Raw genomic sequence first — 19,007 nt, 5'->3', positions numbered from 1 at the left:
GCCGGGCGCATCATACGGGCCGAACCCCAGACGTTCGCTTCAACACGTAATGAGCATTAGGCCCCTAACGTTGAGCTGCCCGCTCTCGCCGACGCTGGTTGAAAGCTGTTGCTTCAACCACCGCTCGATGAACCGAATGTATCAAGAGGTGGCAAAGCTCTGAAACTGTGGGAGCCCCCGCCTCAACTCCACTGCGGGGTGGCGGGAAGCCAGAAGACTTCCGAGGCGGAGTCTTCAGAGTCGAGCCACAGGAATTCGCAGTCCGGATAGTCCTCGTCGAGGATTTCGTGGTCCTCGCCCATTTCGCAGAGCATGCCGCCTTCCGGGTTGAGGTGGGCGCGGCACTCCTCGATGATCCGGCGCACCAGATCCAGCCCGTCGCCGCCGCCGCCGGCCAGCGCCATCTGCGGCTCGTGCAGGAATTCGCCCGGCAGCACCTCCATCACCTCCGGCCCCACATAGGGCGGGTTGGTGATGATGAGGTCATATGTCTTGCCCTTGACAGGGGCAAAGAGGTCGCCCTGCAACAGGGTGATACGGTCCTCAAGCCCGTGATCGCGCACGTTCTCTGCGGCAAGGTTCAGCGCCTCGGGCGAAAGATCCACGGCATCCACCGTGGCATTGGGGAAGGCATAGGCGGCGAAGATGGCCAGCGAGCCGCCGCCGGTGCAAAGATCCAGCACGGAGGTGACCTCATAGGGATCACCAATGAGGCTCTGGGCCGGTTCCGAGCCGTCGAACAGCGGCGAGCGCAGAAGCTCGGCAATATAGGAGCGCGGCACCAGCGCACGGGCGTCAGAGCGGAACGGCAGGCCCAGAAGATAGCTGCGGCCGGTGATGTAGGCTGCCGGAAGGCGCTTCTCGATGCGCAGCGCCAGCCGTTCGCCCAGCAGCGTCTTTTCCCGGTCGGTCAGGCGCGCATCGGCAAAGGCGTTGAAGTCGTCAACCGGCAGGTTGAGGCTTTCAAGGATCATGAACACCGCCTCATCCACCGCCGTTGCCGAGCCGTGTCCATAATAGAGCCCAGCTTCCTGAAAGGCGCTGACGGCAAGCCTCAGTGCGTCGCGCAGGGTCACCATCCCCGCCATTTCACGGCGCAGATCCGGCTTGGTCAGTTCAGCAAAGGGGGCATTCAGCGGTGTGCCTTCGGGCATCGGGATATCCTTGAGATTATGCGGCCAGCGCCGGGCGCTGGCCTTGCAAGACGTTGCTCTGCTCTAGCGCATTTCGGGGGGAAGGGGGAGCCGGTTTCCGGTAGGGCTGTGTTTCCTTCCCTGCATTGGGGTGAGGGACGCACAAACACACATCATGTCATCCCGGTTTGGCGCGCAGCGGCAAGACCAGGATCCAGTACGCCCTACGCGAGCGAGGTAAGCCCCGGGACTACTGGATCCCCGCCTTCGCGGGGATGACAAGAAGAGCAGCTGCGGCAAAAGGCAATCCGCATCTCCGCCTACCGTGCCGCCCCGGCCTTGGGCCGGGGCCTGTAAGGGATGCTCCGCCTCTCCACCGTCACCCCGGGCGGAACGAAGTGCAGACCCGGGTCTACTCGTTTGCAGAGAGGTGCCGTTACCGCGAGCCGTGCACAAGACCGTTGACCCCTATATGCCTCACAGCTTCATGCTGGTCATCTGCGGTCTGGAAGCGAGGGGGGGCAACTCGCAGGAAGCGACGATGGCTGAGGGAGCGGATAGGCAGTGCGTCCCTCGCAGGTCCCGGCACGGAGGCCGGAACGGTGCGGAGAGTGGGCAGGGAAACACAGGAAATGATAGAGAGTGAAATTTTTTCATTTCAATTTCCGTCATGGAATTTCGATTGCTTATTCTCCTGCCCTTGATTGTCGCAAAAAACCGTTTAATCCTTCTGCATATTTCGCTGCTGGAGGGCAGCGAGTGGGAGGGTGCTTTGCGCACGGATGAAAAATTATTTACGCCCGTTGAGGGCGACGCAACGGCTGCGCTGCAGGCGGCGATGGACGCGGCTGCAGCAAATGGCGGGGCGCTGCGGCTGGCTGCAGGGCGCTACGCTTGCGCCGGGTTGAAGCTGCCTTCGGGGCTTGATCTGCGTTTCAGCACCGGTGCCGTGCTCGTCTTTGCCGAAAGCTATGAGGCTTATGCGGCCAATGAGGTGGGCATCGAGGCGGAGAAATCCAGCCGGGCGATGATCACGGCGAAGGATGCGGCGAATATTTCCATCACTGGCCCCGGCCTCGTCTGCGCGCCAGGTCCGGCCTATGTGACAGGCCGACTGGAGGATATGGGAACGCTCGTTCCCGCCGCCTTCCGCCCGCGTGTGATGGTGCTGGAGAACTGCAAGGGCGTGACGCTCGCAGACTTTTCCGTCGAAGCTTCACCCATGTGGACGCTGCATTTCGTGGAATGCGAGGGTCTGCGCATTTCGGGCCTGTCGGTCACCAATGATCTGGAAATGCCCAATACCGACGGCATGGTGCTGGATGCTTGCCGGGATGTGCGGGTCGAGCGCTGCCGCATTTCCACCGCTGACGATGGCATCGTGCTGAAGACCAGCGCCCGTCTGGACGGTGCACTGGCTGGTGCCTGCCGCGATATCGTGGTGGCTGATTGCGACATCGAAAGCCGCAGCTGCGCGCTGAAGCTGGGCACGGAAAGCCATGGCGATTTCGAGAATATCGAGTTCCGCGACTGCCGTATCCTTGGGTCCAACCGGGCGCTTGGCATCTTCTCGCGCGATGGCGGCAAGGTGCGCAACATTGCCTTCCGCCGCATCGGCCTGTCCTGCGAGGAAACGCCGGAAGGCTTCTGGGGCTCGGGCGAGGCGGTGACCATCACCGTGCTGGACCGCCGCCCGCTGGGCAAGCCCGGCGGCAAGGCTGCGGGCGATGTGCGCGATGTGGTGTTCGAGGATATCTCCGGACGCATGGAAGGGGCGGTGAACCTCATCGCCGACAAGCCCGGTGCCATTTCCGGCCTGCGGCTGTCACGTATCCGTCTGGTTCAGGCCGACGGGGTCTGGCGCGGTCACTATTACGATGTGCGTCCCACCGCTGCCGATCTGGCTCCTTCGCCTGACGCTGCAGGGCGGGCCAATGCCTGGGTGAAGGGGCCTGATGGCAAGGTCATCGGCCTCGTGCCCTATCCGGGCGGCATGCCCGGTCTTTATGCCCACAACGTGGAGGGGCTGGTGCTTGAGGATGTGGTGATCGAGCGCCCCTTGCCGCTGCCGCAGGGATGGCATGAGCAGGAGCAGGTTGTTGTCTCCGGGGCTCCTGCCGTCTGGTCTGTCTACGGTCCCTGAGGAGCGCCCGTGAGCAAGCTTATCCGCAAGCTGGATCATCTGCTGTCGCGTTTGCAGCAGAGGATCTACACCCACACCGGCCATGAGGTGGCCTTGCGTTATTGCGCCGGGTCCTCTGAAACCCGCGCCGCCCTCGTTGCCTCCACGCGGGAGGACTGGACGCCGGTCACCCGCGATCTCGTCTGGGGCGAGCCGGATGGCTATTACTGGTTCGGCGGCAGCATCACGCTGGCTGACGAGCTGATTGGCCAGCGCCTTGCCGTGCATGTGGAAGCGGCCTTTGGCAGCGTCATGGGCCGCTCCGATCCGCAGTGCCTTGTGCGCGTCAATGGCCGCATCGTGCAGGGCGTGGATGGCAACCACCGGGAGTTTCCGCTGACCGAAGAGGCCCGCCCCGGCGAGGCCTTCGACATCCTCATTGAGGCTGGAACCATCGAGGACCGGCGTCAGCTTGGCTTCGCTTGCCATCTGGTCCGCCATGACCTTGATGTTGAGGAAACCTATTACGATCTGCGGGTGCCGCTCGATGTGGCGCGGCTTCTGGCGGAGGATGATCCGCGCCGGTCTTTTATCCTGCGTCAGCTCGATGCGGCGGTGGATGCCATTGATCTGCGCCCCGGCAACGACGCCCGGTTCCATGCTTCGCTGGCCCTTGCCCGTTATCATGCGGGTGAAATTTATGCGGCTCAGGATTTCGAGCAAAAGCCCGTCATCACCGCTACCGGCCACACCCATATCGACGTGGCCTGGCTGTGGCGGGTGCGCGAGACGCGGCAGAAGATGGCCCGCTCCATGGCCACCGCGATGACGCTGATGGACGAGTTTCCCGACTATCAGTTCATGTACAACCAGTGCGTCCTGCTCGACTATCTGGCGCAGGATTATCCTGAACTGTCACAGCGCATTGCGTCGCGCGTTCAGGAGGGGCGCTTCGAGATCGAGGGCGCGCTCTGGCTGGAGCCGGATGTGAACATTTCCAGCGGCGAGTCGCTGGTGCGGCATATCCTTTATGGCGTGCGCTACCACGAAGAGACCTATGGCGTGCGTCCGCGCATGGTGTGGCTGCCGGACACCTTTGGTTATTCCGCTGCCCTGCCGCAGATCATGCAGCGGGCAGGGCTGGACACTTTCGTGACGCACAAGCTGTCGTGGAACGACACCAACCGGATGCCGGAGGAAAGCCTGTTCTGGCAGGGGATCGACGGCACCAAGGTGGCCGCCTATTTCCTGACGACCCAGCCGTATGACTCCAAGAGCATCGGCACCACCTACTGCCCCAACCTGAAGCCCACCCATGTGATGGGCACCTGGCGGCGGCATGGGCAGCAGCATCTCAGCAAGGAGCTGTTTCTCGTCTATGGCTATGGCGATGGCGGCGGCGGGCCGACGCGGGAGATGCTGCACAACATCCGCCGCATGGAACGCGGCATTCCCGGCTGCCCGAAGGTGGAACATGCGCCCATGCGCCCCTTCTTCGAGCGGCTGCTGAAGCGGATGGCGGACAATCCGGAGAACTATCCCACCTGGGTGGGCGAGCTTTATCTGGAGTTCCATCGCGGCACGCTGACATCCGTAGCCCGCAACAAGCGCAGCAACCGGCTGGCGGAAACCGCGCTGCGGGAGCTGGAGCTGCTGGCCGTTCTGGCCACGCAGCATGGCGTGGCCTATCCGGCAGCAGAGCTGCGCCGCCTGTGGGACATCGTGATGCTGAACCAGTTCCACGACATTCTGCCGGGCTCCTCCATTGGCGCGGTCTATGAGGATAGCGATGCGGACTATGCGCGCCTGTTCTCGGCTGCGGATGAGCTGAGAGCGCGCCTGGCTGCGGCGCTGCCGGGCAGCGGGACCGGGGTATTCAATCCCTCCGGCACAGCGCGCAGCGGGCTTGTCCTTGTGCCGGATGCAGAGGGTGTGGCGGGTAGCCAGCCTGTTGTGCGGGCTGATGGCTCGGCGGCTCATGCAGTGCGTGTCGAGGCCCTGCCGCCGCTCGCCCTTGTCAGCCTTGAGGCGCATACGGCTCCTGCACAGCAGGACGTGCTGGAAGTCTCGCCGGAGCGGCTTGCCAATGATCATGTCGAGGTGCTGTTCGATGAGGCTGGCCGCATGGTGTCGCTCCTCGACCGCAAGACCGGGCGGCAGGTTCTGAAAGCGGGCGCGAAAGCCAACCGGCTTCAGGCCTTCCGCGACATGCCCGCCGAATATGATGCCTGGGACATTGATGCGGATTTCGAGGATCAGGTCTTCGAGATCGACGATCTTGTCTCGGCAGATGTGGTGGAGCAGGGGCCCTTGCGGGCGGCCATCCGCTTTGAATGGCGGTATGAGACCTCGTACATCGTGCAGGTCATCTCGCTGGAGGCTGGTGCCCGGCAGGTGGAGGTGGATTGCTTCATTGATTGGCACGAGCACAACACGCTGGTGAAGGCAGCCTTCCCGCTGGCGCTCAACACGGCGGCCATCGATGCCGAGATCCAGTTCGGCCACGTGCGCCGTGCCACTCATCGCAACACCTCCTGGGACAAGGCTCGCTTCGAGTGCTCCATGCAGCGCTGGATCGATGTCAGCGAGCCGGACTTCGGGGCCGCTTTCCTCAATGATTGCAAATACGGCTATGACGCGATCGGCAGCGATGTGCGGCTGACGCTGCTGCGCTCGCCCACCTGGCCCTGGGCAGAGGCCGATCAGGGCGCGCATCACCTGCGCTATGCGGTGATGCTGCATAACGGTGACAAGGTGGCGGTGCATCGGGCGGCGGAAGCTTTCAATCTGCCGCTGCGCTTCGTTGCTGCTGCGGATGCTGCCGCCAGCGGCTCTGCTGCCATGCCTTTCACGCTGGAGGGAGAGGGGGTCTGCATTGAGGCTGTGAAGCAGGCCGAAGAAGGCGATGCCATCATCTTGCGTCTGTGGGAGGTTTCCGGCACCCGCCGCACGGCGCGGCTGCGGCTGGAGCCGGTCATCACAGCCGTCTCTCGCACGGACCTTCTGGAGCGCGAGCCTGAAGCCCTGGCGGTGGAGGAGGGCGCTGTCAGCCTCTCTCTTGCACCGTTCGAAATCCTGACGCTCAGCCTCTCGCGGAGCGCGCTTACCACTTCTTCAATACCGAGCCTGACATGACCCAGCCGCTGCACGAATTCACCCGCCGTATCACCGAGTTTCCGGAAGGCGAGAAGTCCTTCATCGAGATCCCCTTCACGGTCGATGACAGCATCGAGCGGATCGAGGTCAGCTATGTGTTCCCGGCTGGCAGCGGCGGCAGTGTCATCGACATTGGCCTTGCCCAGAATGGCCGTATGCGTGGCTGGTCGGGCTCCGAGCGGGGCCATGTGCATGTGGCGGCAGACCGGGCGACGCCGGGCTATGACCTTGGGGCCCTGCCGGGCCGCTGGGATGTGGTGCTGGGCATCGTGAAGATCGGCCCCAACTGCTACACGGACTTGCGCGTTCGCCTCGTGCCCAAGCGCAGGAAGTGGCTGGTGGGCGACATTCACAGCCATTCGGAGCATTCCGACGGCGGCGTCACGGTGCTGGATGCCATCCACCGCGCCCGTGCCTCGCGGCTCGATTTCGTCGCCATCACCGACCACAACACCGTGTCGCAAAACATCATCCGCCCGGATGATCCGGACATTCTGGTGATCCCGGCGATGGAACTCACCTCTTTCTACGGCCACACCAATTTCTTCGGGCTGGAGCGTCCGGTGGATGACTGGCGCTGCCGCTCGCCGCAGGATGTAGCGGAGAAGATGGCGGAGGCCCGCTCAAAGGGTGCAACGGTGGTGATCAACCATCCCTTCCAGAACTCCGATGGCGGGCGCTGGCAGGCCGGCTTTGATGTGGCCTTTGATGCCATGGAAATCTGGAACGGCAACTGGACGCCGATGAACCAGCAGGCCATTGATTTCTGGCAGGAGCTGCTTTGTGCTGGACGCCGGATTCCGGTGACGGCGGGCAGCGATTTTCACCTCAAGAACCGCCGCCGCCATGGCCATCCCTCCAACCGGCTGCTGGCGGAGAGCCATACGGTGGCAGGCATCCTGGAGGCCATCCGCGCCGGGCGCAATGTGGTGGCGGCAGGGCCCGATGACCGCATGGCTAAGCCGGCAGATGAGGCCGGGCCGCAATTTGGCGAAGAGGTGAGGGCAGGGCAGAAACTGGCCACTACCTTCACTGGCCTTGCCGCCGGAGACGAGCTGCGCGTCATCACGGACCAGGGGCCGGTAGAAACGCTTCCAGCCTCTGGTCATGAGCTCACCCATGAGAGAGCATTCGCCAGCCGGTTCCTGCGCTATGAAATCTGGAATGGCGGCGAGCCGAGGCTCTTCACCAATCCCTATTACGCCGCGTGAGTGCTCGCGGGCCGCAAGGCACGTGAAGGTGTGATCGCTCTGGGAGGGGCACAAATGGAAAAGAAGGCAACGGGCAAAGTTGGCATCAAGGATGTCTCGCAGGAGGCAGGCGTTGCGCTCAGCACTGTCTCTCACGTGCTCAATGGCACGGCGCCGATCAGTGCCGAGGTGCGTGCCCGGGTGCTGGATGCAGCCCGCAGGCTCGGGTATCTCGCCAAGCGCCAGCAGAAGGGGGCGATTGCTTCGCTCTCCACCCTCTATCTGGCGGTGCCCAATGCCAATCTGCCGCATGTGAACACCAACCTCTTCTCCTGGACCATGCTGTCGGGCCTGACGCGGGAGTGCGAGCGCCGGGCCATCAAACTGGTCCCGCACGCCAGCGAAGGGGATCTGAGTGCGCCGGAAATCATTGCCGGAGCCCGGGCCTGCGGCGCCGATGGCATTATCCTTGTGCACGATCACACGCCGCGCTTGATCAAGGGGCTGGCCGCGTCGGGCATAGCAACAGTGCTGCTCAATGGTGATGATCCCTCCATGTCCATCGATACGGTGGTGCCGTCCAACCGGTATGGAGCGCGGCTTGCGGCTGACTGGCTGCTGTCGCGCGGGCATCAGCGCATCCTGCATCTCACCTGGCGTGGCCGCAGCACGATCCGCCGCCGTCTTGATGGTGTGCGAGATGCCCTGCTGGCCCGGGATCTTTCACCCGATGCCTGTGAGGTGCTTTATGCCGATGGCTATGAACCCGGTCACGGGGAGGCGGCGCTATCGCGCTTCATCGCTGGCCGGGGCGGCTTGGGCGGCAACACGGCCATCTTCTGCGCCGCCGACAATCTTGCCATCGGTGCGCTCAACGCATTGCGCGCCGCCGGGATCAGCGTTCCTGGGGACGTCAGTGTCATCGGCTTCGACGGTGTGACCATCGGTGAGCTGACCACACCGCCGCTGGCAACCGTCCGGGTGCCGCTGGATCATCTGGCTGCGGCCGCCGTTCAGACGCTCGAGAACCGCCTTGCCGTTCATGCGCCCGATTTTCCGCCTGTCCGGACCGAACTGGCCTGTCAGCTCATCATCCGTGAAAGTGCGGGTGATGCTCGCAGTTGAATGAAATTATTTTTATTCTTGAAATCGAGCTTTCAATGCGTGATCGTCTCCTTCGTTGAATTATCTGGAAGCTAAATACTGCCTTTGCGGTAGAGTTTCCGTCTCTGGGAGGAGATTGGGATGAGGATTCATAGAAATATTTTCACTGCAATGTCAGTGGTTCTCCTGACAGGCTCAGCCATTAGCCCGGCCTATGCTTTCCAGGAATCGCCAATGCTTGCGGCGCTGGTGAAGGAAGGCAAGCTGCCGCCGGTAGATCAGCGCCTGCCGGAAAAGCCCGCAGTCATCGAAGCGGTTGAAGTGGGGCAGTACGGCGGCAACTGGCAGCGCGCCTACAAGGGGCCGGGCGACCGCTGGGGTCCGACCAAGCTCATGGAAGAGCGCGTGGTGAAGTGGGCGCAGAAGGCTGGTGGTCCGCTGGAGCTGGTGCCGGGCTATATTTCATCCTATTCGGCCAGCGAAGACTCGCGCGAGTTCACCTTCTCCCTGCTCAAGGGGCTGAAGTGGTCCGACGGTCACCCGGTCACCACGGAAGATGTGCGCTTCTGGTATGAGGATGTCTATCTCAACAAGGACATTCTCGCCGAGATCGACCAGACCCTCGCCCCCGGCGGCAAGCCGATGAAGCTGGAGATCATCGACGAGCAGACCTTCAAGGTCAGCTTCGATGACCCTTACGTCTATTTTCTCGAAATTCTGGCCAAGGATTCCACCGGTAATCCGAGCCTTGACCGCCCGAGCTTCCTGTTCCCGAAGCACTATCTGAAGCAGTTCAATAACAAGTATGCTTCCGAAGAGGAGCTGAAGGCGGCGGCGGCGAAGTTCGGCGTTGAAAAATGGAGCGATCTGTGGGGCTCCAAGGGCGCTGCAACGGCCTGGTGGCAGAATCCGGACCTGCCGGTGATCACCGCCTGGAAGATCGATACCCCGGCGCCCGCCGAAGTGGTGACGATGGTCCGCAACCCCTATTATTACGCCGTGGATCAGGCCGGTAACCAGCTGCCCTACATCGACCGCATCACGCACAAGCTGTTCAGTGATCAGGAAGCCTTCAACCTTATGGTGGTGCAGGGCCAGATCGACATGCAGATGCGCTATGTCGAGCCGCAGGACTTCACCTTCTACAAGGAGAACGAGGCCAAGGGAGACTACAAGGTCCGCCGCTGGACGCAGGCGCAGGTCTGGGCTCTGGTGCCGAACCTCAACGTCAAGGACGAGGTGCTGCGCGGCCTCTTCGAGACTGCAGAGGTGCGCCAGGCGCTCAGCGTTGCCATCGACCGTGAGACGGTAAATGAGCTGATCTTCTCAGGCCTTGCCGAAGCCCGTCAGGCTGCGCCGGTCAGCGGCTCGCCAAATTTCGATCCGGAGCTTGAAACGCACTGGGCCGAATATGATCCGGATCTTGCCAATGAGCTGCTGGACAAGGCCGGTCTCGACAAGCGTGACAGTGAAGGTTTCCGCCTGCGCCCGGATGGCAAGCGCCTGTCCATCGTGGTGGAAATGCAGCATGCCAATGGTCCCAAGACCATGGAAATCATTGCCGGCAACTACAAGGACATCGGCGTCGAGCTGCTGCCGCGCATCATTGACCGCACCCAGTGGGACGCGAACCGCGACAACAACGAGTTCCAGATGCAGTGGTATCCCTTCGACCGCCTGTCGGTCGTCGCGGCTGACCCGCGCATCATGATGGGCAACGACTCCTACGCCCACCAGTATTACATCTGGTACTCGACGAAGGGCGCGTCCGGCATCGAGCCGCCGGCTGATCATCCGATCCGCAAGCTCTTCTCCGATTGGGACAAGGCTTCCAAGGCCGCCAGCCGTGCTGAAGCAGATGGCGCACTCAACGATTTGATCAGGACTTTCGTCACCGAAGGCTGGGTTATCGGCGTGGTGGGTGAACTGCCTGCGATTTCCATCGTGAAGAACGACTTCAACAACTTCCGCGATGGTCTCATCGAGGACGACATCACCCGCGGCATCGGCCTTGGCGCGACGCAGCAGATGTGGATGAAGCCGTAACGGCAGCTGTGGCTGCGGCGTTCGGACCGGCGCCCCCGATGCCGGATGGCAGGGGGCGCAGGATCCGGTTCTTCTGAAATCCTGTTCCCGCCCGCGCGGCAAACCGCCGGTCTCCATGGTGAGGCTGCGTGCGGAACTGGAGGGTGTTCATGCTCGGTTATATCTTGCGGCGTCTGGCCTGGGCCGTACCCACGCTGATTTTCGTATCTTTCATCTCCTTCGTCATCATCCAGCTGCCGCCGGGTGATTTCGTGTCGGCCTATGCCGCTCAGCTGCGCAACAGCGGCGACTATGTCACCGAAGCAGAAGAGGCGCTGATGCGGGCCCAGTACGGGCTCAACGATCCGCTGCTGGTGCAGTACTGGCGCTGGATCTCCAATATTGTCTTCCATGGGGATTTTGGCCGCTCGCTGGAATGGAATGCGCCAGTGAGCGACCTCATCTGGGAACGCCTCGGCCTGACGCTCGTCATCTCCACCCTCAGCATGATCTTCACCTGGCTAATCGCCATTCCGGTCGGTGTCTATTCGGCAACCCGCCAGTACTCGATCTTCGATTATCTCTTCACGGTCTTCGGTTTTCTCGGCAAGGGCATCCCGGACTTCCTGCTGGCGCTGGTGCTGATGTGGATGGCCTTCGTTTGGCTGCACATGGATGTGGGCGGTCTGGTATCGCCGGAGTTCGAGGGCCAGCCCTGGACGGTGGCCAAGGTCATCAACCTGCTGGAGCATCTGTGGATTCCGCTTGTGGTGCTCGCAACGGGCGGTGCAGCCGGCCTCATCCGCGTCATGCGCGCCAACATGCTGGATGAGCTGCGCAAGCCCTATGTGGAAACCGCTTACGCACAGGGCTTCACCGAGCGCACCGTTGTGTGGCGCTATCCGGTGCGAGTGGCACTCAACCCCTTCATCTCCACCGTCGGCTGGGCGCTGCCTGCGCTTTTCTCCGGCGACGTGATTACCGCCGTGGTTCTGAACCTGCCCACCACCGGCCCGCTGCTGCTGCAGGCGCTGAAGATGCAGGACATGTATCTGGCTGGCAGTTTCATTCTCATTCTCAGTGTCTTCACCGTCATCGGCACGGTGGTGTCCGACATCCTGCTTGCGCTGTCCGATCCGCGCATCCGGTTTGCGTGAGGAGCAAGGCCATATGACCCAGACCCACGATCAGACGCTGTCCGCCACCGCCGCCGGAATGCCGGCCCTGCCGCCGCTTGCCCCCCGTGAGGAGGTTCTGGGCGGTCAGCTTTCCACGGCGAAACAGTGGACGCTCATCTGGTGGCGCTTCCGCAAGCACAAGCTCGCCGTCATCTCGCTTGTCTTCATGGGTGTGCTCGGGCTGCTGGCGCTGTTTGCCGATTTTGTCTCGCCCTACCGGCCCGAAACGATCAGCCGCCTCAACACCTTTGCGCCGCCCAACGTGGTGCGGTTGTTCCATGACGGCAGCCTGCAGTGGCCTTTCATCTATGCGCTGAAGCGCAAGCGAGACCCGGAAACGGCCCGTGTCATCTATGAAGAAGACACAACGAAGCCGCTGCCCGTCCGCTTCTTCGTGGAAGGGGAAACCTACCACCTCCTTGGTCTCGTCGAGACAAACGTGCATCTCTTCGGTGTCGAGGACCGCAAGCAGCAGATCAACCTCTTAGGTACCGATTCCCTGGGCCGCGATCTCTTCACCCGGCTCCTCTATGGCGCCCGCGTCACCCTGTCGGCCGGCCTCATCGGTGTTGCCTTTGCCTTTGTTCTCGGCCTCGCGCTGGGCTCTGTGTCGGGTTACTACGGCGGCTGGATCGACGGTGCCATCCAGCGGCTGATGGAATTCATCCGCTCCATCCCGACGATCCCGCTGTGGATGGGCCTTGCCGCAGCGCTGCCCATCGCCTGGGACCCGCTGTTCGTCTATGTGCTCATCACCATCATCCTGTCGCTGATCGGCTGGACGCATCTGGCCCGTGTGGTGCGCGGACGCTTCTTCTCGCTGAAAACGGAAGACTATGTGCTGGCGGCACGGCTCGCGGGCGCTTCGGAATACCGGATCGTCACCCGCCACATGCTGCCGGCCATGACCAGCTACATCATTGCAGCCGTGACGCTTGCGATCCCGGAGATGATCCTGGGTGAAACCGCACTCAGCTTCCTTGGTCTGGGATTGCGTCCGCCGGTCGTCAGCTGGGGCGTGCTGCTGCAGGACGCCCAGAACCTTCGCACCATTTCCCTGGCCCCCTGGCTTTTGGCCCCGGGTGTGGCGGTCGTGCTCGTTGTCCTCGCCTTCAACTTCATTGGCGACGGCCTGCGCGATGCCGCTGATCCTTACGGCCACTGAGGGGGAGGAGCCATCATGTTTTTCAAGCAGAAAGCCCCAAGGCCCGATCTCGCCCCCATGCCGCCCGAGCGGCTGCTGGAGCTGGACAATGTCGGCGTGCATTTCCCCACCCGTGACGGGCTGGTGAGGGCGGTCAACGGCGTGTCTTACCATGTCAACCGTGGTGAGGTGCTGGGCATCGTCGGCGAAAGCGGTTCGGGCAAGTCGGTGACGGCCCGCTCCATCATGCGCCTGCAGCCGCGCAATGCACTCAACGCCAGCGGCACCATCCGCTTCCGCCGCGCCTCCGGTGACGAGGTGCTGATTTCTTCCGAAGACCGGCAGAGCCGCACCATGCGGTCGCTGCGCGGCGGGGAAATCGGCATGGTGTTTCAGGAGCCGATGACGGCCCTGTCGCCGGTGCACACCATCGGTACGCAGATCATGCGCACGGTCATGCTGCACAAGAAAGTGTCCAAGGCCGAAGCGCGCAATCAGGCCATCGAGCTTCTCAAGCGCGTGCAGATGCCCCGTCCTGCCGACATCGTGGACCGCTATCCGCACCACTTGTCCGGCGGCATGCGCCAGCGGGCGATGATCGCGCTGGCGCTGGCCTGTGATCCGGCGCTGCTGATCGCCGACGAGCCGACCACCGCGCTGGATGTGACCACGGAAGCGCAGATCCTGGAGCTGCTGAAGCAGCTGCAGGAAGAGCTGAACATGGCCATCGTCTTCATCACTCACAATTTCGGCGTGGTGGCGGATATCGCTGACCGGGTGGCAGTGATGTATCTGGGCCGCGTGGTGGAAACCGGCACCGTGGATGAAATCTTCTACGAGCCCAAGCACCCCTATACACAGGCGCTGCTGCAATCCATCCCGCGTCTTGGCAAAAGCCATGGCCGCCGCCTGCGCACCATCTCCGGCATGGTGCCGGACCCCTACAACGTGCCTGGCGGCTGCTCTTTCCACCCGCGCTGCATGCACGGCGTTGCGGGTGTGTGTGACGTGAGTGTGCCGGAGGATGCCGTCTTCCCCAGCGGCCAGCGCGCCCGCTGCCATTTCGCCGGAACTGCCGGCATTGCGGAGGCTGCCGAATGACCGCCGCTCAGGATTTCACCATGGACGAGAACATCCTCATCTCCGTCAGGGGCGTGCGGAAGTATTTCCCCGTTTACGAAGGCTGGTTCCGCCGCGAGGTAGGGGCGGTGAAGGCGGTGGATGACATCACCTTCGATATCCGCAAGGGGGAAACCTTCGGCCTCGTCGGCGAAAGCGGTTCGGGCAAGTCCTCCATCGCCCGCCTCATCCTGCGCGCCTATGACCTTAGCGGCGGGGAAATCCTGTTCCGCCGCAGCAATGGTTCCGTGGTGGACATTTCACGCCTCTCCGACCGGGAGATGCGGGACATCCGCCGCGAAATGCAGATGATCTTCCAGGACCCGTATTCCTCGCTCAACCCGCGCATGACGCTGCTTGAGCTGGTGGGTGAGCCCATGGTGGTGCATGGGGCAGGCTCGGAAAGCGAAATCCGCGACCGGGTGGCCGAACTCCTGCGCCTTGTCGGCCTGCGCCCGGAATATCTGCAGCGCTACCCGCATGCCTTCTCCGGTGGCCAGCGCCAGCGCATCGGCATTGCCCGTGCGCTTGCGCTCAACCCCAGCTTCATTGCCGCGGACGAAGCGGTGTCGGCGCTGGACGTGTCGGTGGCGGCGCAGAACATCAATCTGCTGCAGGATCTGCAGGAGCAGCTGGGCCTCACCTATCTCTTCATCACCCACGACCTTGGCATGGTGGAGCATATCTCCGACCGTATCGGCGTCATGTATCTGGGCCGCCTGATGGAGGTTGGGCCTACGGACGAAATGTTCGCCCGCCCGCTGCATCCCTATACCGAAGCCCTGCTTGCCGCCGTGCCGCAGCCGGATCCGCGCGGCAACCGCACCCGCAAGCGCGTGCCGCTGAAGGGCGAGATTGCCGACGCCATGAATGTGCCCTCCGGCTGCCCCTTCCATCCCCGCTGCCCCTATGCGGATGAAAGCTGCCGCAGCACGGTTCCGGCCCTGCGTACGGTGGAAGGCGGACGTCAGGTGCGCTGCCATCATGCGGAAAGTCTGACACTGACCGGAGTTCACGGCTGATGCGCAACCTTCTTGCCGGGCTGCCGCTCTCCGGTCTTCCGGAGGATGCGGATCAGGCGCCTGACTTCGCTCTTGCCGCCCGCTATCTGCCGGTGCTGCGCATGGATGATGCAGAGCCTTTCCGTCCGCTGGCCGCAGGCTATGCGGTCTACCGGGAGGAGGCGCGCTCTGTGTCTTCGAAATTCGTAATCCGCCCGCGCGGGCGCACGGTGATCGAATATGCCTTCTGGTACGACTGGGACATACAGCACCTCTATGACCTTGAGCATGTCTGGGTGCATGTGGAGGCCGATGGCAGCATTGCCAAGGTCGAGGCCTCGCGCCATGGCTCACGCCGCCGCATGCTGCGCCCCGATGGCTCGCTTCCGGTCGAGGCTGGCCGTCCGGTCCTCTATCTGGAGCCGGGCAAGCATGCCCATTGGGCTGATGAGGGTGAGATGCGCCGCAACGCTGGGCCTCTCATTGCCGCCATGTGCGGTGCCGTTGCCGGGGATGGGGGCGTGCATCTCTCCAACCGGTTCTCCGATGCCGGACGCATCTCGGCCTCCCCGCTGAGCTGCCGTCTGGCGCGCCTTGCCCTGAAGCGCATGGCGTTTTCCCCGTCCTGGCAGTTCTCCCGCTGCAGCGACGGGGAGGGCGGCGTGTGCCTCATGCCCTGGTCCATGCTTGATGCCTGGGTGCCGGGGCGGGTGGAGGCGCTCGTTGCCAGTCTGGAAACCCGGGTGCCCCATCTGGCCGCGGTGTTTCTGGACTGCGGCGACACCCTGGTGGACGAGCGCACCGAGGTGAAGATCCCCGGAACGGAAGTGGTCACCAGCGCCGATCTCATTCCCGGCGCTGGCGGCATGCTGCATGAACTGGTGCGCAGCGGCTACCGGCTGGCGCTGGTGGCTGATGGCCCGCGTGCGACATTCGAGAACATTCTGAAGCATCACGGGCTGTGGGACTGCTTCGAGGCTCACATCATCTCCGGCGACATCGGCGAACTGAAGCCTTCGCCGAAGATGTTTGCTGCTGCCTGCAAGGCGCTGGGTCTTGCCGATGGCGACCGGGCGCGCACGGTGATGGTGGGCAACAATCTGGAGCGGGACATTCTGGGCGCCAACCGCTTCGGCCTCATCTCCATCTTCCTCAACTGGTCCACCCGGCGCAGCCACAAGCATGGCACCCGGGCGGAGCGCCCGCTGCTGACCTTCAACCAGATCGGCCGCCTGCCGGATCTGCTGGAGAAGATCGAACTCAGCCTGCCGTTGTCCGGCGAAGGAGAGGCCGAATGAGCGCGCCTTTGACCGCATCTTCTGCTGCCGGTTTTTCCGTGACGCGAGGCAGCAGCGTGACCGCCTGGGCCATGGGGCCTGTGCATCAGGCCTATTATCCCGGCACACCGGCGCTGGCCGAAGACCGGGTGCAATACCGCTTCATCAACGGTTTCGTCGATGTGGGCGATTTGCCCTGCCGTGTTGCCCTGTGGGACGAGATCAAGACTCGAGAAGTTACGCTGGAGCCTTTCGAGGTGGAGGCGCTGAACCTGCCGGGCTTCAACCGCCGGGTAGAGTTCTCCAGTTTCTGGCACCGGCCAACCCGGCTGAAGCGCTGGCTGAAGACCCGTCTGGTGCCCTGGCTGGCAGAACCCTGCCGCTTCCGCCTTGCCACCTGCGGCGGCGTTACCATCTGGGTGGACGGGGAGAAAGCCGTTTCCTTCGAGCCGTTCCGGCGCAACAAGGAAAGCAGCACGGAAATCGAGTTGAACCTCCGGCCGGAGGGCAGCGAGGTGATCGTGCTGACCGAAGAGCTGGCCGAGCGCGATGCCATCTGGTTCTTCGAGCTGACACTGCTTTCCGATGCCGCCATTACCGCGGTGCTGCCGGTGGATGTGGCATCTGCGGACATTGCTGCGCTGATGGAGCTGGCCACCTCCGTGCGCCCGGAGCCCTTCCACAGCACCACCGGCGAGCTGACGCTTGTCTTCGCTCATGCGCCGGATGTGGATGTCAGCGTGACCGCTCTTATTCAGCCCAGCGTTCACATGCGGGACAAGCCGCCGCTGCTGCAATCCACTGGCGTGCTGCGCAAGGGCGAAACCTGTCTGAGTCTGCCGGGTGCCGGGGCGCTGCCAGATGCCTATCATCCGCTGGATCTGACCTTTGCGATTGGATCGGCACGGGTGGAGCGGCACATCGCCTTTGCCACGCACTGGCTGGAAAAGCTCGACTGGCGCGCCCTGCCGCTTGCTGATCGCAAGCCGAAGGTGCTGGAGTTTCTGGCAGACCACGGCGAAATGCGCGCCGGGCGGGCCATCGCCATGCAGGCGGCTGGAAGGCCCGTGGATGATACCTTCCGCGAGATCATCGCCAACACGCTGGCCGCCATTGACGAGCGGCGCGATTGTTCCGACTTCGTGATGGTTCCGCTGCTCTGGCTGGCGGCGGACTATGGCGCGGGCCTGCCGCAGGATCTGCGGGACGCCATTGATGCCTCGGTGCTGGGTTACCGCTATTGGGTCGATGAACCGGGCAATGACGTGATGTGGTTCTGGAGCGAGAACCACGTGCTGTGCTTCCACGTCTCGCAGTATCTCGCCGGACGGCTTTATCCCGATGCCGCCTTCACCTGTTCCGGCCGCAAGGGCGCGGAGCAGGCACGGCTTGGCGAAGAGCGGCTGATGCGCTGGTTTGACAGCGTGGAGGCGCATGGCCTCGCCGAGTGGAACTCTGCCGCTTACTACCCGATCGACTTCATCGGTCTGCTGGCGCTGGAGCATCTGGGCGATGGCCGCATCCGCGAGCGGGCGGCGCAGCTGCTGGACCGGCTATTCCTGATGATCGGCCTGCACACGCTGGGCGGTGTTCCGGCCGGCACCATGGGCCGGGCCTATGACAAGGAATTGCGCGCCGGTCCGCTGACCGAGCTTGCTCCCTTTGCCACCCTTGGCTTTGGCGAGGGCTGGCTGAACGATGGTGTGGCCGCTCTGCCGATGCTGGCGGCAGGCTCCTATGCTCCGCCGCAACGCGCTCTTGACGTTGTAAGTCCCGCTCCGGGAACGGCGCTGACGGCACATTACGTGCAGGGCCATGACGAGGCGGCGCGGCTGGCGCTCTACAAGTCCGCGCATGTGCAGCTCTCCTCCATGGTGGATGGCGAGCCTGGCAAAAAGGGCCACCAGCAGCATCAGGTGGATCTGCGCTTTGCCGCCCATCCCTTTGCCCGTGCCTGGGTCAACCATCCCGGTGCCGATGATCCCTGGGGCGGCCAGCGCCCCTCCTACTGGGCGGGCAATGGCGTCATGCCCCGCGTTGGCCAGTATGAAAACGCGGCGCTGCTGGTGTTTGATCTGGGCGAGAATCCCCGTATCGGCTTCACCCACGCCTATGTGGAAACCTCTGCCTTTGATGAGGTGCGGCAGGAAGGCAACTGGCTGTTCCTGCGCTCAGGTGCCGGTTTTGCCGCCCTGTCGGCCAGTGCTCCGCTTGAGGCGGTGACGGAAGGGCCGGGCGCGGGTATCGAGTTCCGCGCTCATGCCAGCCGCTGTGGCTGGGCGGCTCTGATGGGAGAGGCTGCTGATGATGCTGATCCCGCCGCTGCCTTCGCCCGCTTCCGCACCGGCATTCAGGCACTCAGCCTCAGCTTTGATGCGGATGCCCTCACCCTGACGCTCTCAGGGGCGGGGCGCCCGGCCCTCGCGCTTTCCTGGGGCTCCGGCCTTGTTGTGGATGGCACGGCGATGCCTTTCCCCAACCGCAGCCTTGATCCCCTCATCCGGCAGTTTCCTGCCGTCTCCCATTGATCTGATCCGCTGATTGACAGGACCCCGCCA

General features: G+C 63.3%; 12 protein-coding genes. 11 read left to right on the top strand and 1 reads right to left on the bottom strand.

Annotation, left to right across the window (positions count from 1 at the left end; all coding sequences use genetic code 11):
- Positions 1–182 precede the first annotated feature (182 nt).
- Complete coding sequence (gene prmB / locus V6L75_RS20290) at positions 183–1,154, bottom strand: 50S ribosomal protein L3 N(5)-glutamine methyltransferase (RefSeq protein WP_334253285.1); 972 nt, start codon at positions 1,152–1,154, stop codon at positions 183–185.
- 751 nt (positions 1,155–1,905) lie between these two features.
- On the opposite strand from prmB, the gene pglB reads away from it, so the two are divergent.
- The 11 genes from pglB to V6L75_RS20235 all read left to right on the top strand — a co-directional run bounded on the left by pglB (position 1,906) and on the right by V6L75_RS20235 (position 18,977).
- Positions 1,906–3,276, top strand: a complete 1,371-nt coding sequence (pglB, locus tag V6L75_RS20285; RefSeq protein ID WP_334253284.1) for a polygalacturonase PglB — start codon at positions 1,906–1,908, stop codon at positions 3,274–3,276.
- 9 nt (positions 3,277–3,285) lie between these two features.
- A complete protein-coding gene (locus V6L75_RS20280) occupies positions 3,286–6,390 on the top strand; it encodes an alpha-mannosidase (protein ID WP_334253283.1) in 3,105 nt (1,034 codons plus the stop codon).
- Positions 6,387–7,622 (top strand): CehA/McbA family metallohydrolase, encoded by a 1,236-nt coding sequence (locus V6L75_RS20275; protein ID WP_334253282.1) that lies wholly within the window; start codon positions 6,387–6,389, stop codon positions 7,620–7,622. The genes V6L75_RS20280 and V6L75_RS20275 overlap by 4 nt, the downstream gene beginning before the upstream one ends.
- Before the next feature lie 54 nt (positions 7,623–7,676).
- A complete protein-coding gene (locus tag V6L75_RS20270) occupies positions 7,677–8,726 on the top strand; it encodes a LacI family DNA-binding transcriptional regulator (protein WP_334253281.1) in 1,050 nt (349 codons plus the stop codon).
- A 213-nt stretch (positions 8,727–8,939) separates the two neighbouring features.
- A complete protein-coding gene (locus V6L75_RS20265; protein WP_334253280.1) occupies positions 8,940–10,751 on the top strand; it encodes an ABC transporter substrate-binding protein in 1,812 nt (603 codons plus the stop codon).
- 149 nt (positions 10,752–10,900) lie between these two features.
- On the top strand, positions 10,901–11,887 hold the full coding sequence (locus V6L75_RS20260) for an ABC transporter permease (RefSeq protein WP_334253279.1): 987 nt from the start codon (positions 10,901–10,903) through the stop codon (positions 11,885–11,887).
- A 58-nt stretch (positions 11,888–11,945) separates the two neighbouring features.
- Entirely contained in the window at positions 11,946–13,073 is a 1,128-nt protein-coding gene (locus V6L75_RS20255) for an ABC transporter permease (protein WP_334253289.1), read from the top strand.
- A 57-nt stretch (positions 13,074–13,130) separates the two neighbouring features.
- Positions 13,131–14,153 carry an ABC transporter ATP-binding protein gene (locus V6L75_RS20250; RefSeq protein WP_425498740.1) on the top strand — a complete coding sequence of 341 codons (1,023 nt, stop codon included), beginning with the start codon at positions 13,131–13,133 and terminating at the stop codon, positions 14,151–14,153.
- Positions 14,150–15,193 (top strand): ABC transporter ATP-binding protein, encoded by a 1,044-nt coding sequence (locus tag V6L75_RS20245; RefSeq protein ID WP_334253277.1) that lies wholly within the window; start codon positions 14,150–14,152, stop codon positions 15,191–15,193. The genes V6L75_RS20250 and V6L75_RS20245 overlap by 4 nt, the downstream gene beginning before the upstream one ends.
- Complete coding sequence (locus tag V6L75_RS20240) at positions 15,193–16,470, top strand: HAD family hydrolase (RefSeq protein WP_334253276.1); 1,278 nt, start codon at positions 15,193–15,195, stop codon at positions 16,468–16,470. The genes V6L75_RS20245 and V6L75_RS20240 overlap by 1 nt, the downstream gene beginning before the upstream one ends.
- A complete protein-coding gene (locus V6L75_RS20235) occupies positions 16,467–18,977 on the top strand; it encodes a hypothetical protein (protein WP_334253275.1) in 2,511 nt (836 codons plus the stop codon). Before V6L75_RS20240 ends, V6L75_RS20235 begins: the two co-directional genes overlap by 4 nt.
- Positions 18,978–19,007 lie beyond the last annotated feature (30 nt).

Source organism: Pannonibacter anstelovis, assembly GCF_036881715.1.
Lineage (GTDB): Bacteria > Pseudomonadota > Alphaproteobacteria > Rhizobiales > Stappiaceae > Pannonibacter > Pannonibacter anstelovis.
The sequence above is the reverse complement of the archived record's forward strand: the minus strand, read 5'-3'. Positions and strand labels throughout refer to the sequence as shown.